Raw genomic sequence first — 20,283 nt, 5'->3', positions numbered from 1 at the left:
TAAGAAAAAGAGATAAGAGAAGATGAATAAAAGTGAATTAGTTAAAGTAATTTCAAAAAGTTCTGGTATTACTAAAACTAGTGTAAATTGTATTATTGAGTCTTTAATATCATCTATTGCTAATACTTTAAAACATGGAGATACTGTTGTGTTACCTGGATTTGGTTCTTTTTATACAGTTTTACGTTCTGAACGTATAGGTAGAAATCCACAAAATGGTAAAATTATTCGTATTAAAGCTTCAAAGATTATAAAGTTTAGAGCTGGAAAAAAATTAAAAAATTTTTTGTAGAAGTTTAATTTTAATTGTTATATTTTAATTGTTTTAAAAATTAATATTTTAATATTAAATAAAATTTTTTAAAAATAAATTATTGGGTACTTAGCTCAGTTTGGGAGAGCGTCGTCCTTACAAGGCGAGGGTCGCAGGTTCAATTCCTGCAGTACCTATGATGTTTTATTTTTTGTTTTTTTATATTTTTAATTAATTGTGAAAATTATGGAGTGGTAGTTCAGTTGGTTAGAATACCGGCCTGTCACGCCGGGGGTCGCGGGTTCGAGTCCCGTTCACTCCGTTTTTAAGAAATAAAATTTATTATAAATTTATTTAGAGTTTGTATTTTTTATTTTTAAAATAAGTAGTTTTTTTTATTAAGGGAATACTTATTTTATAAGTAAAGGTTTTATTTATATTTTTTTATAGTAGTTACAAAAACTAATGTAATTATTGTGTTTTTTTGTGTTATTTAATTTTTATAAAAGATTTTAATTTTTTGTTATTCCCATAATATGGTATCCGGCATCTACATGTATAATTTCTCCTGTAATTCCTGATGATAAATCTGAACATAAAAATACTGCAACTTTTCCTATTTCTTTTGCAGATACGTTACGTTGTAATGGTGTAGAATTTTTATAAATTGTTTTGATTTTGTTGAAATCTTTTATTCTTGATGAAGATATAGTTTTTATTGGACCTGGGGAAATTGCATTTATACGTATATTCATCATTCCTAAATTAAATGATAAATAACGAACAGAAGATTCTAAACTAGATTTTACAATTCCCATTGTATTATAATTAGGTATAACTTTTTCAGCACCGTAGTAACTTAGTGTTATTATAGATCCATTGGAGTTTTTCATTAATGGAAATGCATTTTTGGATATTTCTATAAGGCTATAAGTACTTATTTCTTGGGAAATTAAATAATCTTTTCTATTTATATTTTTCATAAAGTTTCCTCCTTGTATTTGATTTTTTGGAGTAAAAGCAATAGAATGTATTAATCCATTTAATGTTCCCCATTTTTTTTTTATTTTATCAAAAGTTGAATGTATTTCATTGTCTTGTGTTACATTACAAGGCAGAATAAATGAAGAATTAAATTCAGAAGATATTTTTTGTAAACGAGTTTTTATTTTTTCATTTTGAAATGTAAAAGCTAATTCTGCTCCATGTTCAAAACATGCTTGTGCTATCCCATATGCAATAGAATATTTATTTATTAAACCCATGATTAATATTTTTTTTCCTTTTAATAAGTTCATATTTAATTTTTTTCAATTTTATTTTAGTAATAGTGTACTAAAATATATATTTTATGATTATTAGAGTAATTCTCGCATTTTTGCTTGTATCATGTCTATAGCAATTCTATTTTCTCCTCCTTTTGGCACTATAATATCCGCATATTTACTTGATGGTTTAATAAATTGAAGATACATTGGTCTAACCATAGTTTCATATTGATTGATTACAGATTTAAATGATCTACAACGTTCTATAACATCTCGTTTTAATCTTCTTATTAAGCATATATCCAGTGGTGTGGACATAAATATTCTTATATCCATAATTTTTCTTAAATTTTGATCGCTTAATAATAATATTCCTTCTAATACTACTATTGTATGATTTCCTATGCGCCTAGTTTTTGATAATCGTATATGTTTTGAGTGAGAATAAATAGGTATATTTATTGATTTACCTTTTCTTAAGTTTTTTAAATGTTTATATAAAAAAGCATGATCAAATGCATCTGGGTGATCATAATTAATTTTTTCTCTTTCTGAAAAAGGTAAGTGTTTATTATCTTTATAATAAGAATCTTCTGATATTACTACTACTTGTTCTGAACCTAGTTCTGTTACTATTGTGTTCGCAAGTAAACTTTTTCCTGATGCTGATGGTCCAGAAATTCCAATAATAATTGGTTTTTCTCTCATATGTTTTTATTAAAAATAATAGTATTTTTTATAATTTAAATAATTAATTACTATTTTAGTAAAAATTGTTTATATAATAAATATTTTTTTGTATATATTACATGTATTGATATTTGTTTTTATTTAAAATAGTTTTATAATATAAAAATATTTAATATTTGTTTTAAAAGTAAAGATTGTTTTTGTTTGTGAAAAGCAGTTTATGTTTATTTATTCTTTTAAGAATTTTTTATTTTTATTTCGATAAAATTTATTTATTTTTTATTAGTTATAAGTTGTATTTTATTTTAATATTGTTTGATAGGTATCTAAAATCCATATCCATATATAAGTTATATTGCTGATGGTTGTTGTAAGTGCTGTTAATAAAATTATTATATTTATAATACAATTGAAGATTGTATGAAATGCAAGATTGAATAAACAGAATATTATTAATAATAATTGTAGTGTTGTATTTATTTTGCTAATAATTATAGATTTGAGTATTAATTTATTTTTTATAATATAAAACCATATTATTATTCCTAATAATATTGTTGTATCTTTTAATATAGTTAAAATAACGAGCCACCATGGTAAAATCTTTATCAATGCAAGTGCTATAAAACTTAATGTAATTAAAAATTTGTCTGCTAATGGATCAAGTGAAGCTCCGTAAGAGCTTTGCCAATTAAAATTTCTTGCTATCCATCCATCTAAAGTATCTGTTAATCCTGCTGTTAAAAATAGATAAAATGTTAGAGAATATTGTTTTTTATATATACATATTAAAATAGGAATAATAAGTATTAATCTAGAGAAAGTTAATAAATTTGGAATACATTGTAATTTTATTTTCATGATTACATTATCATATAATGTTGTATTTAATTTTAGTTTTTTTAATTATGTACAAATGTATTTATATCTTAATGAGATATTTAACATATAGATGTTAGTTTTTTATTATTACAAGTATGTTTTATATTAATAAATATTTATTAATTTTAAATGTTAAGTATTATGTTTTTTTAAAAAAAATAAAATGTGTTGATTGTTATAGGTAATTTTGAGTAATATCTCATCTTTAAATAAAGGTTTAGTGGTATCTTATTAAGATATTTTTTATCTTAAAAAAAAATAATAAAATATAATTTTTTTATAGAAAAATAAAAAAATAGTATATAATTATTAATTAATAATATTAATAATTATATATTATGTCTTGTTCTAAAAAGAAAAATCATTGGGTTCATAATTATTATTTTCGTGATCCATTTTTGAAAAGAGCTAAATTTGAAGGTTATAGAAGTAGAGCAGTTTATAAACTTAAAGAAATAGATGAAAAAGAGAATTTATTAAAATTTGGTACAAAGATTATTGATTTAGGATCTTCACCAGGAAGTTGGGTACAGTATATTTTAAAAAAATTAGGAAGAAGTACAAAAATTTATGCTCTAGACAAAGTTCCTATGAAAGATATTTTTGGTGTGTCTTTTATTCATGGAGATTTTTTTAATAGTTCGGTATTAGATAAATTGTTTAGTTTATTAACTTATAGGAAAATAGAATTAGTTTTATCAGATATGGCTTGTAGTACTAGTGGTTTTCCTGAAATAGATATACCAAGATTATTAGAATTGAATGAATCAGTATTGAGATTTAGTATTAAAGTATTAAAATTTAATGGAATAATGCTGATAAAAGTTTTTTATGGATATGGATTAAATAATTTTATTAATAAAGTACGTTCCTATTTTAGAAAGGTTAGAATTTATAAACCATTAGCCTCGCGTTCTTTTTCAAGAGAAGCTTATTTATTAGGTAAATATTTTATTGGGTACAACAAAATGTTTTAAAATTTAAAAATTTTTTTTTGTTTATTTTTATGCAATGAATGTTTTATTTTATGTTTTTTATAAGATAAAAGCTCTATATAATATAGGATATTATTTTATTTTACACGAATATAATTTTTTCGGAGTAATTATTTGAATGATATGATAAAAAATTTGTTTTTATGGTTAGTAATAGTAATTATTTTAATTACTGTTTTTAGTAATTTTGGATATCGTCGAACATCTATATTAAGAATTTCTTATAGTCAATTTTTAAATAATGTTGATCATGGAATGGTTGATTCTGTTACGATTGAAGATAACAAATTAGTGAAAGGACAAATGAAAGATAATCATCAGTTTATTACTTATATACCTATGCAAGATGATGCATTATTAGGTCAGTTATTAAAAAATAAAGTTGATGTTAGTGGGCAAGGAAAACAGCAGGAAAGTTTTTTATTACATTTATTTGTAAATTGGTTTCCTATGTTGTTATTAATAGGTGTATGGATTTTTTTTATGAAACAGATGCAGGGTGGTGGAAGAGGAGCTATGTCTTTTGGAAGGTCTAGAGCTAAGCTTTTAGGAGAAGATCAGGTAAAGGTTACTTTTGCTGATGTTGTTGGTATAGATGAGGCTAAAGAGGAAGTTAAGGAGTTAGTTGATTTTCTTAAGGATCCGTCTAAGTTTCAACGTTTAGGAGGTCGTATACCCAAAGGAATTTTATTAGTTGGTTCTCCTGGTACTGGAAAAACTTTGTTAGCTAAAGCAGTAGCAGGAGAAGCTAAAGTTCCATTTTTTACAATTTCTGGTTCAGATTTTGTAGAAATGTTTGTTGGTGTTGGAGCATCACGTGTGAGAGATATGTTTGATCAAGCAAAAAAACATTCTCCTTGTATTATTTTTATTGATGAAATTGATGCAGTTGGAAGACATAGAGGATCTGGATTGGGAGGTGGACATGATGAGCGTGAGCAGACGTTAAATCAATTATTGGTTGAAATGGATGGGTTTGATGGGAATGATGGAGTTATTGTGATTTCCGCTACTAACAGACCAGATGTTCTTGATCCTGCATTGTTACGACCTGGAAGATTTGATAGACAGGTTGTTGTTCCTTTACCTGATATCCGTGGTCGTGAAGAAATTTTAAAAGTGCATTTGAAAAAGATTTCTTTAGATGAAAAGATAGATATAGTATCTATTGCTCGTGGAACTCCTGGATTTTCTGGAGCAGATTTAGCTAATTTAGTTAATGAAGCAGCATTATTTGCTGCTAGATTTAATAAATCTATGGTGGGTTTATTTGAGTTAGAAAAAGCTAAAGATAAGATTATTATGGGATCTGAAAGAAAGTCTATGATTATGAGTGAAAAAGATAAAAGACTTACAGCATATCATGAAGCTGGTCATGCAATAGTTGGTTTACTGGTTCCAGAACATGATCCAGTTTATAAAGTTACAATTATACCTAGAGGAATGGCATTAGGAGTTACTATGTTTTTACCTGAAAAGGATCATTTTAATTTTAGTAAGAGACGTTTAGAGAGTCAATTGTCTAGCTTGTTTGGTGGTCGAATAGCGGAAGAATTAGTTTTTGGCTTAGAAAGTATTACAACTGGAGCAGCTAATGATATAGCTAGAGCTACGTCTATTGCTCGTAAGATGGTTACTATATGGGGATTATCTAATCTTGGACCTTTAACATATGGGGAAGAGCATGGAGAGATATTTTTAGGGAAGACTGTTAATAATCAACGAAAAGAAATATCTGATAGTACGGCAAAAAAAATTGATGATGAAATAGATAAGATTGTTTCTTGTGCTTATAATGTTGCTAAAGAGATGCTTATATCTAATATAGATAAGTTACATTTAATGGCTGATCAATTAATTAGATATGAGACAATTGATTTAGAGCAAATTAAGAAAATTATGTCTATTAATAACGTTGATTCTACTGTTAATTCTAAAAATATTGATCTTAATTGTTAATATGTAAATAAATTGTTTGTTTTTTATTGTTAAACAAGGTTACTTGATAAGATATTTATTTAAAATAATTTTGTGGTTTTTTATATGTTTTTAAAATTATAAAAAGATGATATATGAATGCTGAGGAATTTGAAAATTGGCGTATTAATTACAAAAAAGGATATTATAATATGTTGGTATATCCGTTAATTATGGGGGTATTAAATGTAACTCCAGATTCTTTTTTTGATGGTGGAAAATTTTTTGATACTCAAAATGCTGTTGAACATGCTTTTTATATGATTTCTAAAGGTGCAGATATAATTGATATAGGTGGTGAATCTACTAGACCTGGATATACACCTATTGATGTGGATGAAGAATTGCGTAGAGTAATACCAGTAATTAAAAAAATCAGATCTAAAAGTGACATATGTATTTCAATTGATACAACAAAATTAATCGTTATGTATGAAGCATTATTAGCTGGAGCTTCTTTTATTAATGATGTTAGTTCTTTATCTGATAGAGATTCTTTAAAGTTTGTAGCATCTATTGATATTCCTATTTGTATAATGCATGGAGGTAGAGGTAATAATAATATTAATTATCAAAATAATGTAATTTTAGATGAGTTTTCCAATATAAATTATAGAAAAAAAGATGTTATAGATGATATTAGTTATTTTTTTGAACAAAAAATTATTGATTGTATTAATGTAGGTATACAAAGAAAAAATTTGATTATTGATCCTGGTTTTGGTTTTAACAAATCTGTCGAAGACAACATAAGAATTATAAGTAATCTTAAGAGATTTTCTAAATATGAATTGCCAATTTTAATTGGTTTGTCAAGAAAATCTACATTAGGTGTATTATTAAATAAATTAGTACATGAACGTTTAATAGGTAGTATTGTAATGTCTATATTTTCAATTTTGCAAGGAGTAAGTATAATTAGAACACATGATGTTGATGAAATGAATCAAGCTTTAATTGTGTTAAAGGCTATAAAGCAAAAAATGAATTATTGAACATTTAAAAATATTATGTTATTAATGATCTTAATATTATTTTTTTAATAAATTAAAGAAATCAATAGTGAATCTTATTATAATTGCTTTGTTTTTTATTTTTTTGCTTAATGTAATTATTAAAATTTTTTAGAGTGTAAAATATATAAAAATGCCGTTGCACAGAATTGAACTGTGGACCTATTAATTACGAATTAATTGCTCTACCAACTGAGCTACAACGGCTGTGATTTTAATTAAATATTATTGTTAATAAATATAAAGTATTTAATTGTTTTATAAAAAATATTTTTTTAATAATTATTTATTGTTTTAGATAATTTTTAAGAACGTATTTTAAAATTCCTCCATTTAAATAAAAATTTAATTCATTTATGGTATCTATTCTGCAAATAAGATTGATAATTTTTATTTTATTATTTGGATATTTTATTGTTGTTTTTATTAGGTCATTTGGCTTTATATTGGAATTTATATGTATAGATATTCTTTCTTCTCCATTTAGCTTTAATGTTAATCTATTCATGTTGTGTGTAAATTGTAATGGAAGAACTCCCATTCCTATCAAGTTTGAGCGATGGATTCTTTCAAAACTTTCTGCAATTATTGCTTTTATTCCTAACAATGATGTTCCTTTTGCTGCCCAGTCTCTTGATGATCCTGTTCCATAGTTTTTTCCAGCAATTATAATTAAATCTTGTTTATTTTTTTTATATATTTTAGAGGCTTCATATATAGACATAATTTGATTGGATGGAAGATGCTTTGTAAATCCTCCTAATATATTAGGAATAATCTCATTTTGTATTCTTATATTTGAAAATGTTCCTCTGATCATTATTTTATGATTTCCTCTTCTTGATCCATAAGAATTAAAGTCTTTTTCTTTTATTCCTTTAGATATTAGGTATTTCCCAGCTGGTGAATTGATTGGTATAGATCCTGCTGGTGATATATGATCTGTAGTAATTGAATCTCCAAATATAGCTAAAATATATGCATTGTTTATGACAATATTATGAGTTTTTTTATAAGATAATGAGAAATTTTTTAAAAAAGGTGATTTTTGAATATATGTAGATGATTTTGACCATTGATAGCTGTTATCAGAATTATTATTTTTATGTATTATAGATTTCCATTGATCATTTCCTTGATATATATTAATATATTCTTTGTGAAAGAGATCGTTGTTAATATTTTTTATTTTTGATAAAATTTCATTTTGACTTGGCCATATATCTTTTAAGTAGATTTTATTTCCATTTTGATTTATTCCTATTGGGTTTCTTGATAAATCAATAAGCATTGATCCACATAGAGCATATGCAATTACAAGAGGTGGAGAGCATAACCAATTCATTTTAATTAATGGGTGTATTCTTCCTTCAAAGTTTCTATTACCGGATAATATTGAGCAAACAATAATATTATTGTTTTGAATGGTTTTTGTAATTTCTTTAGATATTGGTCCTGTATTTCCAATGCAGGTTGTGCATCCATATCCTACAATGGAAAATCCCAGTTTATCCAAATAAGTTTGTAAATTCATTTGTTGTAGGTATTTTGTTACTACTTTAGATCCAGGTGCAAAGGATGTTTTAACCCATGGTTGAGTATTTAATCCTTTATTTATTGCGTTTTTAGCTAGTATTCCTGCAGTTATTATAGAGAAAGGATTAGATGTATTTGTACAGCTAGTTATAGCTGCAATTATTATATGACCGTTTTTTAAGGAATATGATTGATTTTTTATAGAAAAAGATTTAGTAATCTTATTATTATTTATTTTTTTTATATATTTATATAATGTTGTTGAAGCGGATTTTAATGAGTTTAAATCTTCTGGTTTTTTTGGTCCTGATATAGATGTGTTGATGGTAGAAAGATTTATAGTGATAAAATCAGTATATATTGGTTCTTCCATATTTTTTTCATACCATAGTTTTTGTGATTTACAATAGTTTTTTACTAAATTTATTAAATTTTTATTATTTTTTGTTAAAAATAAATAGTTTAAAGTTTCTTGATCTATAGGAAAGATTGCACAAGTTGCTCCATATTCTGGAGCCATATTAGAGATCGTAGCTCGATCTGGAATAGATAAATATTTGAGGCTTGGACCGTAAAATTCAATAAATTTTCCAATGACTTCTTTTTCTCTTAAAATTTTTGTAATTGTTAATGCTACATCTGTTGATGTAATTTTATCATTTAATTTTCCGATTATTTTTATTCCAATGATTTCTGGTATGGTAATTGATATAGGATATCCTAGTATTGCTGTTTCTGCTTCAATACCTCCAACTCCCCATCCAAGTATTCCTAGTGAGTTAATCATAGTTGTATGTGAATCTGTTCCTATAACTGAGTCTGGAAAAGCAAATAGTTTATTGTTTATTTTTTTTGTCCAGATAACTTTTGCTAAATATTCTAAGTTGATTTGATGGCAAATTCCTGTTCCAGGTGGAATTATATGAAAGTTTGAAAATGTTTGTTTTGCCCATTTTAAAAATTTGTATCTTTCTTTATTTTGTTTTGCTTCAATAGATTCATTGATACTTAGTGAATTAAGTGAGTTATATGAATTAACAGTTATTGAGTGATCTATTATGAGATCAGTTGGAATAGAAAATGATAATGTTTTTTTTGTATTTTTTTTTATATTTGATAATTTTTCTTGTATTGTAACTAAATCAATTAATGTAGGTATACCTGTAAAATCTTGCATAAGAACTCTTGTAGGAAAAAAAGAAATTTCATGTTTAGATGTTTTATTTTTTGTCCAATTAAAAATTTCTTTAATATCTTGTGATATATTAGTATTTTTATCTTGAAAGCGTAATAAATTTTCTAAAATTATTTTTAGTGAAAAAGGTAATTTATTAATATCTATTTGATATAGATTTTCTATTTTTTTGATATCAAAGAAATGATAAATTTTATTATTATTTGATAATTGCGATATTGTTGAAAAAAAATTTTTTTTTTCTTTCATAAATTGTTCCTTTATTTTTTAAAATTTTTATAACTTATATAGTATAAATTGAATTTAGTATATAATATTTTTTTTTAAAAATATTTAAATATCTGAAATTTATGTTTTTTTATAAAAATATTTTTTATACAGTAATTTTATTTTGAAATAAATTTGTTTTTTTTAAAGTATACAATAATTTTTTATTGGTTTTTATTTAACAATATTTTTTATTGAGTATGATAAGTTTAATGTATTTAATTTTTTATATAGATTAGAAATAATTTTGTTATAATTTGATTTAGAAAATATAGTATTGCCAATAACGAATTGTTTAGCTCCATGTTTTGCTAACGATAAGATATTGTGAGTATTTATTCCTCCATCTATACAAATAGTTAATTTAGGGAAGTTTTTTTTTATCCATTTAATTTTGTTTTTTATTTTTGGTATAAATTTTTGGTTTGGAAATCCTGGATTTACGGACATAATTACTACATAATCAATATTGTTAAAATATTTTTTTATTTGCAATGGAGAATTAGTAGGATTTAAAGCAATTCCTATTTTACAATGTTTTTTTATTATATTCATAATATGATTTATATGAGTAGAAGAATCTATATGTATAGTGATTCGGTTAGCTTTTATTTTTAACATAGAGTAAATTAGATTTCTTGTAGGATGTGCCATTAAATGTATATCTAATTTTATTGTTGGAAAATGTTTTTTGATTGATTGACATGTAGAAATTCCGAATGTAAGATTTGGAACGTAATGGTTATCTGTAATATCAATATGAATCATTTCAGTTTTAGTTTCTATAATTTTTTTAATTTCTTTTTTTAAGCAAATTGGGTTTGCTGAAAGTATTGATGGTATGATAAGATAGTTTTTTTTCATTATAAATATTATTTGATTTATAACATTATTTATTTATTTTTGATAAATATATAATTTTTTGCAAATTCTGAAAACATTATTAAGAATGAAATCTATTGTAAAGGATTATGTTTTGTTTTATTTTTAAATATTATTTAACTTAAAGTTAATGGAATATTCCAGTCTATACCGAATGTTTTTGTGCTTATTTTAATTCCAGGAGGAGATTGTTTTCTTTTGTATTCATTACGTTTTATTAGATATAAAATATGATTTATTTCTGTTGGTGAAAATCCCATATTTATTATTTCATTAATAGATTTATTTTTTTCTATGTATTGTTCAAGAATACAGTCAATAATAGAGTATTGGGGTAGGAAATCTTGATCGTATTGATTATACATAAGTTCTGCTGATGGTTTTTTAAGTATAATTCTATTTGGAATAACATATGAGATATTGTTACGGTATTTAGCTAAAGAGTAAATTTGAGTTTTTAATATATCTTTTAGTACTGAAAAACCACCTGACATATCTCCATATAGTGTAGAATATCCTACAGCAATTTCACTTTTGTTACTAGTATTTAGTAGGAGTTTTCCTGTTTTATTTGATATTCCCATCATTAATACATTTCGAATTCTTGATTGTATGTTTTCTTGTATGATATTTTTTTCTATTTTTTTAAAAATTTTGTGAAAAATTTTTAAAAATTTTTTAAATATTGGTTTTATATAGATTGTATTGTATTTTATGCCTAACATTTTTGATTGTTTTTTAGCATCAATTAAACTGTTTTTTGATGTATATTGAGATGGCATAAGTATAGCTTTTATATATTTTGGTCCAATTGCATCATTGGCAATGGATAGTGTTAGTGCAGAATCTATCCCTCCAGACAATCCTATTAATGCTCCAGGAAAATTATTTTTTTTAATATAATCATGCACTCCATTTACTAAAGCTTGATAAATAATCGCATTATGCTTTAGAGATGGATATATTGTTCCTTTTATATATTTTTTATTTATAATTATTGTTTGTAAACATTCTTTAAATGTTGGTAATTTTGCACGTATCTTGCCTTGATTATTAAAAACTGTTGATTGTCCATCAAAGATAAATTCATCTTGACCTCCTGTTTGATTAACATATATTATGGATGTTTTATAATGTTTTGCATATTTTTTTAATAATTCTTCTCTATAATTTGATTTGTTTATTTCAAAATATGATGCGTTTAAACAAATTAAGGAATTAATTTTATTAATAATATTTTTTTGTTTTATTTTTTTATATTTTAAATCATCAAATGTACATATTCCAAATATATTTTTTTTAATTACTATAGTTAATAGTTTGTTTTTTCCATTTGTAAAATATTTTTTTTCATTAGATAAAATTTGGTTGTTTAAATATTGTTTGTAATAAGTAGCAATACATGATTTTTTATAGAAAATTGATATAGTGTTAAAACATTTCTTATCTTTTAATAAAGGGTGTCCAATAATTATGTAACATTTTTTTGTTTTAGTACAAATATTATTTAAACTATCAAAAATATGTTCATGAAATTCTTTTCTTGTAAGTAATTCATTTATTGAATATCCAGTTATAGCAAGTTCTGGGAATATGATAATATCATAATACTTTTGTTTGGCTTCAATAATTTTAATAATTTTTTTAGTATTATAATAAATAGATCCTATTATTGGATTTATTTGAGATATTAGTATTTTGATTTGATTCATAGAATTTTAAGTTTATAAAAATTTTTTTTAGTAATTATATTTTATATTTTTCATTTATTAAATATAAATAAAATTAATTTTTATTATTTTTTTAAGTTTTTTGTATAAGATTTTATATATATTATTTATAAGTAAGGTTGTTATTAATTTAAATATTATTTTTTAAAACTATCTCTTTTAAAGATTTTTTTATTATTTTATATATTATTAAGATTAGGTTTATTAAAATTTTAAGATTTTTGTATATTGTAATATTTTAATTATATAAGTTAATATGTTGCTATTTAATAGCAGTTAGTTATTAAAATTTTAGTATATTTAAAATATGTTATTAAAATTTATGTAAGTTCATAAAATATTAAATATAATTTTGTCAATATTAATTACTTTATAGATGTATTTATATTGATTTATTAGTTAAATATTTTATTTTTAAAAAAAAATATTATTTACTCAATAAATTTTTTATTAAAATATTTAATTTTTAATTATCTTATTATTTAAGATGATTAATATTGTTTATTTTAATTTTAGTTAAAATGATTTTATTAAATATAATCGAATATAATATTTTTTTTTAAAAATTTTAGGATTTTTTATTAGAGATGATAGTAGATTTTAAGAAAGAGTTATTTAAAAATTGTAAGTCGTTACCATATTCTTTTGAAGCTGAGCAAGGTGTTTTAGGTGGATTAATTTTAGATAATCAAATATGGGATGATATTCATTTAAAGTTATGTGAGACAGATTTTTATCGTAATGAACATTCTATATTATATAGATCCATATCTGAATTAATAAAAAAAAATCATCCAGTTGATATAGTTACTTTAATTGATATGTTGAAATCAATAAATAAATTAGATTATATTGGTGGTGAGTCTTATCTATTTGAATTAGTAAATGGAATTCCTGGTGTAACAAATATTTTTGCTTATGTCAATATTGTAAGGGAAAAATCGGTTCAACGTCAATTGATAGAGGTTGCAAATGAAATTGCTAATTTTTCTTATAATCTCGGAGAAAAGAATATTAATGATCTTTTGGATTTTGCAGAAACAAAAATATTTTCTATTGCTAATCAAACTTCAAGAAAAGGAGGTCCAGAAAAGATAAAAATTATTTTATCTAAAACAATGAAAAAGTTAAATAGTTTATATAGTAATAATAAAAAAATAACTGGATTATCTACTGGACTTAGTGATTTAGATGAAAAAACATCTGGTTTGCAGTCTTCTAATTTTATTATTGTAGCTGGTAGACCATCAATGGGGAAAACTGCTTTAGCTATGAATATTGCAGAGCATGTAGTTATACAAAATAAAAAGCCTGTTTTGGTATTTTCAATGGAAATGCCTTCTGATTCTATCATCATAAGGATGATATCTTCTTTGGCTAGGGTTGATCAACATAAATTAAGGACTGGAAAACTTAATAAACAAGATTGGCCAAGAGTTATTTCTACAGTAAATTTATTATCAGAAGTTCCTTTATTTATTGATGAAACTCCAGCTTTAAGTCCTGTAGAGATTCGGGCTCGTTCTAGAAGATTAATAAAGGATCAAGATTCTATTGGATTGATTATTATAGATTATATACAGCTTATGAAAATTCCAGGTTTTAGAATGGATAGTCGTACTGCAGAAATTTCTGAAATTTCTAGAAGTTTAAAATCTTTAGCTAAAGAATTAAATGTTCCTATTATTGCGTTATCACAGTTAAATAGAAGCTTAGAGCAAAGATATGATAAAAGACCTATTATGTCTGATTTACGTGAATCTGGTGCAATTGAACAAGATGCTGATATAATTTATTTTATTTATCGTGATGAGGTTTATAGAGAGAATAGTCCGGATAAAGGTATTGCCGAAATTATTATTGCTAAGCAACGTAATGGTCCTATTGGAAAAGTAAAAGTTGCATTTTTAGGACAATATACAAGATTTGAAGATTTATTTTTTAATAAATGATATTTTTTTTATTTTTTGTATAAAAATGTAATATTTATTAATATTAAATATTGTGAATTATTTATTTTAAACATTTGTTTTTTTTAACAGATCATTTTTTTTGGATTTACGTATTGTTTAAATTTATTTTTTGTTAAAATATTTAGTTTAGCTGAAGCTTCTTTTAGAGAAATATTATTTTCATAAGCTGTTCTTGCTATTTTTGCTGCATTGTCGTAACCGATATGTTGATTTAAAGCTGTAACTAACATTAAAGAATTTTGTACATGTTGATTTATTTTTTCATAGTTTGGTTTTATTTTTTCAATACAAAGTTTTTTAAAAGATAAGCATGCATCAGATAAAAGATTGATAGATTGTATAAAATTATAAATTATCAGTGGTTTACACACATTTAATTCAAAATTTCCTTGGCTTGCTGCAAAAGATATTGAATTGTCGTTTCCTAAAACTTGAATACATACCATAATCAATGCTTCACATTGTGTTGGATTTATTTTTCCTGGCATTATGGATGATCCAGGTTCATTTTCTGGAAGTATTAATTCTCCTATTCCGCATCTTGGTCCTGATGATAGCCATCTTACGTCATTAGCGATTTTTATTAATGCGCATGCTAATGTTTTAAGTGCACTATGTATGATGACTATTGGTTCATGCGAAGATAGTGAAGAAAATTTGTTTTTTGCTGGAATAAATGGGATTTTTGTTATTTTTGCAATATAGTTTGAAGCTATTTTAGAAAAATTTTTTGGGGCATTATATCCTGTGCCTATTGCTGTTCCACCAATAGCTATTTGATATAATTCTGGAAGAATTTTATTTATTCTTTTTATACAAGAAAGTATTTGGTATGCGTATCCGGAAAATTCTTGTCCCAATGTCATTGGGATTGCATCTTGTAAATGAGTTCTTCCTATTTTAATAATATTTTTAAATTTTTTTTGTTTTTTATAAAGTTCATTATAAAGTTCTTTTAAAGTTGGTATAAGTTTTGTGTGTAATAAAATAGCCGCAGCAATATGCATGGCTGTTGGAAATGTATCATTTGATGATTGTGACATATTTACATCATCATTTGGATGAATAAAATTTTTACTGTTTTTTATATTTCCAATTTTTATTGCTCTATTAGAAATCACTTCATTAATATTCATGTTGGAGTGTGTTCCACTTCCTGTTTGCCATACTTTTAATGGAAAATGATCGTTTAATGATCCTGAAATAATTTCTTCAGATATTTTTACAATGAATTTTGTTTTTTCTTTGTTTAATTTTCCTAATTCATAATTGGCTAACGCTGATGCTTTTTTTAATATTCCAAATGCGTGTATGATTTCGTATGGCATAATTTCTGTGCCAATATTAAAATTTTCTATAGATCTTTGTGTTTGAGCACCCCAATATTTTGATGAAGGAACATGAATAGTTCCGATACTATCATGTTCTTTTCTAGTTTTGTTCATAATTTCTATATAAGTTTTAAATGTTTAATAGATAAATAAGTAAAATATTACATTTTTGATTATATCAGTTTTTTAGTAAAATATATATTAGTTTAGATAAGATTTTAGGAAAATAAATTTATTTTATAAATACTTTATAAGTATTAATAATTTAATCAAATTTAATATTTGATAAAGTAATTAAGTTTTTTTAAAATAGTTAAGATTTAATTTTTTGTTAGCTTTTATTTCATCGATTCGTTTTATAGATAGTTTGTGAGGAGCGTTTTCTAATTTGTTAGAATTATTAGTTATTTCATTGTATATTTTTTTCATAATCTTGATAAAATAATCTAATTCTTTTTTAGATTCTGTTTCTGTTGGTTCTATTAATAAACATTCTGGTATAGATATGGGAAAGTAAATTGTTGGAGGATGTATATCGTAATCCAATAAACGTTTTGCTAGATCTTTTGCAGATATTTTATATTTTATTTTTTCATTTTTTAATGTGATTAAAAATTCATGTGATGCTATTTTTGATGGGTAAACTGGTGAAAATCCTATTTTTTTTAATTTAGATAGTAAATAGTTTGCATTTAAAGTAGCATAATCGGAAACACGGGATAGACCAGATTTTCCTAGTAATCTGATATAAAAGTATGCATGTATTAATACATTGATATTACCCATGAAGCATGATAGTCTTCCAATGCTGTTTGGATTTTCTTTATAATCACTCCAATAATAAAAATTTTTATATTTTTTTTTTACTAATGGAATAGGTAAATATGGTGTTAATTTAGCATTTGCTGTTATTGGTCCTGATCCTGGTCCTCCACTTCCATGTGGGGTTCCAAATGTTTTATGTAAATTAATGTGCATTAGATCAAATCCCATATCTATTGGTTTTATTTTTCCTAAAATAGCGTTAAGATTAGCTCCGTCATAATATAAAAAAGCCTTATATTGGTGTACAATATCAGAAATATTTTTTATGTTATCTATAAATAATCCTAATGTTGATGGATTGGTTAGCATTAGTACGGCTGTGTTTTCCCCTATCTTATTTTTTAAATCTTTGATATTAATATTTCCATTTATATTAGATTGTATTGTAATTACCTTAAATCCACACATTGATGCAGATGCTGCATTGGTTCCATGAGCGTCTTCTGGGATTATAATTTCATTTTTATGAAATTCTTTTTTAGAATCAAAGTATGCTTTTATCATAGATACTGCTGCAAATTCTCCTTGAGATCCTGCCATAGGAGTTAGTGAAACTCCAGGCATTCCTGAAATATCAGATAGATAAGTTTGTAGCTCATATAATATTTTTAATGTTCCTTGATTAGAAGAAATATTTGTTAGTGGATGTTGGTTGATAAATTCTGATTTGGATGATGCTTTTTTTATTTCTTTAGGATTATACTTCATTGTGCAAGATCCTAATGGATAGAAATTTGTATCGATGGAATAGTTTTTTTGAGATAATTTTGTGTAGTGTCTTATTACTTGTAAATTTGAATTATTTGGTATATATGGTAAAGTTTTTCTTATAAATTTTTCTGGAATAGGTAAAAATGTTTTATTTTTTTTTATTCTTTTTAAGATTTTATTTTTTATTTTTTTTTCTGAATCAGATAATTCAAATATTAGCATATATTATTTGTTTATAATAAAAATGTTTTGTTATTATGAATTTTAATAGTATAGATATAATTTTATTTTTATAGATATATTAAGTAATATTGAATATTATAAAATATATTATAATAGTATATTTAGTTTTTAAAATAAAATAAAAATTAAATTTTTTGTTTCATTTAACAATTATAGTACGATACTAATTAATATTAGTTAACAATTAATTAATTTTTTTTATAATTTATATTGTGTGTAAGAGGTTTAATATTAAAACAATTTTATACAATTCACATATCGAGATAGGCGCTAAATTGGTTAGATTTCATAATTGGATTATGCCATTGCATTATGGTTCTATAGTTCAAGAGTGTTTATATGTTAGAGAAAGATGTGGAATGTTTGATATTTCTCATATGACTATTGTTGATATAACAGGTAGTCAAAGTATTTCTTTTCTTAGAAAGTTATTGACAAATGATATTACATTATTATTTGATAATGAATCATTGTATAGTTGTATGTGTAATAATTATGGTGGCATTATAGATGATGTAGTTGTATATAAATGTAATAATAATTATTATAGATTAGTTTTTAATGCTTCTACACGTATAAAAGTTTTAAAATGGATATTTAATGTGAGTAAGTATTTTTCAGTGAAGATGATAGAACGTAATGATTTCGGAATGTTATCAGTACAAGGTCCAGATGCAATTAGTAAAATAGTAAATATATTGAATTTAAAAAAAGATAATGTGGTAGAAAATCTTGATCGTTTTGGTTTTATAATTTTTGATTATTTTTTTATATCTAGAACTGGTTATACTGGTGAAGATGGATTAGAGATCATTTTATTAAAAAAATATATAGTTGATTTTTGGAATACTTTATTAGAAAGTAATATAAATCCTTGTGGATTAGGAGCTAGAGATATTTTAAGATTAGAAGCAGGAATGGTTTTAAGTGGTGTAGATATACATGAAAAAGTAACTCCTTTGGAATCATCATTAGAATGGACGATAAAATGGATTCCTAAAGATCGTGATTTTATTGGAATGAATTCTTTATTTTTACAAAAAAAATATGGAGCTCCAACAAAGTTGATTGGTCTTATTATTAGTGATAAAAAAATCATGAGAAATGGATTTAAAGTTTTATTATCTAGTAATGATACAGGAGTTATTACTAGTGGAGTATATTCTCCTTTTTTAAAAAAATCTATTGCTTTTGCTCGTGTTCCTTGGAAAAATACAGATAATATGGTACATGTATTAATTTATGGTAAGTTGTGTTTAGCTAAAGTGTGTAAGTTAAAATTTGTTAGATAAGCTTTTGTATATTATGTTGTGTGTTATATGAAAGATAAAATTAGAAGTAGTTTTTTATTGTTTTTTTTACTCGATTATTATTATTGATTTTAATAGGAGAAGTATATTTTATTTGCTATAAGAGTTATCTTACTACTGATTTAGTAGTATTTTATGTATTAACAATGTTTTATATTTTATTGTATTGTACATATATAGGATATACAATTTAGTATATAGTAATTTTAATTGAATTTTATAAAAAAATTAATAATTTTTTCTGATTATATTTTAAGAATATAGTTCTATTTTTTTTAATCCTAGTTTGTTAAATAAAATATCGTCTTTTATTGTAGGAGTATTTTTAGAAGTAAGTAATTTTTCTCCGTAAAATATAGAATTGGTTCCAGCTAAAAAACATAATGCTTGTAATTCATAAGACATATTATTTCTTCCGGCTGATAATCTAATTGATGATTTTGGCATGATTATTCTTGCTGTTGCTATTGTACGTATAAAATCAAAAGGATCAACATTTTCTATATTGTCAAAAGGTGTTCCTTTTATTTTTACAAGCATATTTATTGGTATGGATTCTGGTGGTTCATTCATATTAGCTAAAATTACCAACATCTTTATTCTATCATCATTAGATTCTCCCATTCCAATTATTCCTCCGCAACAAATTTTAATATTTGCTTTTCTTATATTGTCTAATGTTTTTATTCTGTCTTCAAATGTTCTAGTTGTTACAATTTTATTATAATATTCTTTAGATGTATCAATATTATGATTATAAAAATCTAATCCAGCTTCTTTAAGTTTTTTTGCTTGATTTTCATTTAATGATCCAAGTGTTACGCAGGTTTCTAAATTTAATTTTTTTACTTCTTTAATAATGTTACAAATTGTATTCATATCTTTATTATGTAGTCCTTTCCAAGCGGCTCCCATACAGAATCTAGTGCTTCCAGATTGTTTAGCTTCTTTGGCTTTTTGAATAATTTTTTCAATATTTAGTAGAGGTTTTGATTTAATATTGGTATTATGATGTATAGATTGTGAGCAATATGAACAATTTTCAGGGCATTTTCCTGTTTTTATACTTAGTAATGTGCTGATTTGTATTTCGTTAGATCTAAAATGTTTTTTATGATTTTTTTGTGCATTATATATTAATTCAGGAAATGGCATGTTAAATATTTTTTTTGTATTTTCAAATGTCCATGTTTTGTTCATAT

At 24.0% G+C, this 20,283-nt stretch carries 14 protein-coding genes, 3 tRNA genes and 1 pseudogene; 8 read left to right on the top strand and 10 right to left on the bottom strand.

Going from position 1 to position 20,283, the window contains the following annotated elements:
* The first annotated feature begins 22 nt into the window (after positions 1-22).
* The 3 genes from CCU22_RS01270 (at position 23) to CCU22_RS01260 (ending at position 575) form a co-directional block, all read left to right on the top strand.
* Complete coding sequence (locus tag CCU22_RS01270; RefSeq protein ID WP_100114785.1) at positions 23-292, top strand: HU family DNA-binding protein; 270 nt, start codon at positions 23-25, stop codon at positions 290-292.
* Between the two features lie 84 nt (positions 293-376).
* Positions 377-450, top strand: a tRNA-Val gene (locus CCU22_RS01265).
* Between the two features lie 51 nt (positions 451-501).
* Positions 502-575, top strand: a tRNA-Asp gene (locus CCU22_RS01260).
* Between the two features lie 190 nt (positions 576-765).
* On the opposite strand, the gene CCU22_RS01255 is transcribed toward CCU22_RS01260, so the two are convergent.
* The 3 genes from CCU22_RS01255 to CCU22_RS01245 form a co-directional block, all read right to left on the bottom strand.
* A complete protein-coding gene (locus tag CCU22_RS01255; protein WP_100114784.1) occupies positions 766-1,551 on the bottom strand; it encodes an enoyl-ACP reductase FabI in 786 nt (261 codons plus the stop codon).
* A gap of 60 nt (positions 1,552-1,611) precedes the next feature.
* Entirely contained in the window at positions 1,612-2,229 is a 618-nt protein-coding gene (udk, locus tag CCU22_RS01250) for a uridine kinase (RefSeq protein WP_100114783.1), read from the bottom strand.
* Positions 2,230-2,511: 282 nt separating this feature from the next.
* Positions 2,512-3,072 (bottom strand): CDP-alcohol phosphatidyltransferase family protein, encoded by a 561-nt coding sequence (locus tag CCU22_RS01245; protein WP_233485123.1) that lies wholly within the window; start codon positions 3,070-3,072, stop codon positions 2,512-2,514.
* A 359-nt stretch (positions 3,073-3,431) separates the two neighbouring features.
* Between CCU22_RS01245 and CCU22_RS01240 the strand changes: the two genes are divergently transcribed.
* The 3 genes and pseudogenes from CCU22_RS01240 (at position 3,432) to folP (ending at position 7,060) form a co-directional block, all read left to right on the top strand.
* Positions 3,432-4,070, top strand: coding sequence for an RlmE family RNA methyltransferase (locus CCU22_RS01240; protein ID WP_100114782.1), 639 nt, complete (start codon positions 3,432-3,434; stop codon positions 4,068-4,070).
* A gap of 141 nt (positions 4,071-4,211) precedes the next feature.
* Positions 4,212-5,993: pseudogene (gene ftsH / locus CCU22_RS01235) on the top strand (ATP-dependent zinc metalloprotease FtsH); the annotation flags it as partial.
* 167 nt (positions 5,994-6,160) lie between these two features.
* Positions 6,161-7,060: a dihydropteroate synthase gene (gene folP / locus CCU22_RS01230; protein ID WP_233485122.1), complete on the top strand. Its 900-nt coding sequence runs from the start codon at positions 6,161-6,163 to the stop codon at positions 7,058-7,060.
* Positions 7,061-7,212: 152 nt separating this feature from the next.
* Here the strand turns inward: folP and CCU22_RS01225 are convergent.
* The 4 genes from CCU22_RS01225 to CCU22_RS01210 form a co-directional block, all read right to left on the bottom strand.
* Positions 7,213-7,285: transfer RNA gene (locus tag CCU22_RS01225), tRNA-Thr, on the bottom strand.
* Between the two features lie 79 nt (positions 7,286-7,364).
* Entirely contained in the window at positions 7,365-10,058 is a 2,694-nt protein-coding gene (gene acnA, locus CCU22_RS01220) for an aconitate hydratase AcnA (RefSeq protein ID WP_100114780.1), read from the bottom strand.
* Positions 10,059-10,250: 192 nt separating this feature from the next.
* A complete protein-coding gene (locus CCU22_RS01215; protein WP_100114779.1) occupies positions 10,251-10,940 on the bottom strand; it encodes a ribulose-phosphate 3-epimerase in 690 nt (229 codons plus the stop codon).
* Between the two features lie 134 nt (positions 10,941-11,074).
* Entirely contained in the window at positions 11,075-12,670 is a 1,596-nt protein-coding gene (locus tag CCU22_RS01210) for an NAD+ synthase (RefSeq protein ID WP_100114778.1), read from the bottom strand.
* A gap of 605 nt (positions 12,671-13,275) precedes the next feature.
* Between CCU22_RS01210 and dnaB the strand changes: the two genes are divergently transcribed.
* The gene (dnaB, locus tag CCU22_RS01205; protein ID WP_100114777.1) at positions 13,276-14,640 is read left to right on the top strand and encodes a replicative DNA helicase; all 1,365 of its coding nucleotides are present in this window, start codon (positions 13,276-13,278) and stop codon (positions 14,638-14,640) included.
* An 83-nt stretch (positions 14,641-14,723) separates the two neighbouring features.
* On the opposite strand, the gene fumC is transcribed toward dnaB, so the two are convergent.
* Both fumC and gcvPB read right to left on the bottom strand, forming a co-directional pair.
* Positions 14,724-16,106 (bottom strand): class II fumarate hydratase, encoded by a 1,383-nt coding sequence (fumC, locus tag CCU22_RS01200; RefSeq protein WP_100114776.1) that lies wholly within the window; start codon positions 16,104-16,106, stop codon positions 14,724-14,726.
* Positions 16,107-16,286: 180 nt separating this feature from the next.
* Entirely contained in the window at positions 16,287-17,750 is a 1,464-nt protein-coding gene (gene gcvPB, locus CCU22_RS01195) for an aminomethyl-transferring glycine dehydrogenase subunit GcvPB (RefSeq protein WP_100114775.1), read from the bottom strand.
* Positions 17,751-18,046: 296 nt separating this feature from the next.
* Here gcvPB and gcvT point away from each other — a divergent pair, with 296 nt between their 5' ends.
* On the top strand, positions 18,047-19,063 hold the full coding sequence (gene gcvT, locus CCU22_RS01190) for a glycine cleavage system aminomethyltransferase GcvT (RefSeq protein WP_233485121.1): 1,017 nt from the start codon (positions 18,047-18,049) through the stop codon (positions 19,061-19,063).
* Between the two features lie 270 nt (positions 19,064-19,333).
* On the opposite strand, the gene bioB is transcribed toward gcvT, so the two are convergent.
* Positions 19,334-20,281 carry a biotin synthase BioB gene (gene bioB / locus CCU22_RS01185; protein WP_100114774.1) on the bottom strand — a complete coding sequence of 316 codons (948 nt, stop codon included), beginning with the start codon at positions 20,279-20,281 and terminating at the stop codon, positions 19,334-19,336.
* Positions 20,282-20,283: the final 2 nt, after the last annotated feature.

It is taken from the genome of Candidatus Legionella polyplacis, assembly GCF_002776555.1.
Lineage (GTDB): Bacteria > Pseudomonadota > Gammaproteobacteria > Legionellales > Legionellaceae > Legionella_E > Legionella_E polyplacis.
The sequence above is the reverse complement of the archived record's forward strand: the minus strand, read 5'-3'. Positions and strand labels throughout refer to the sequence as shown.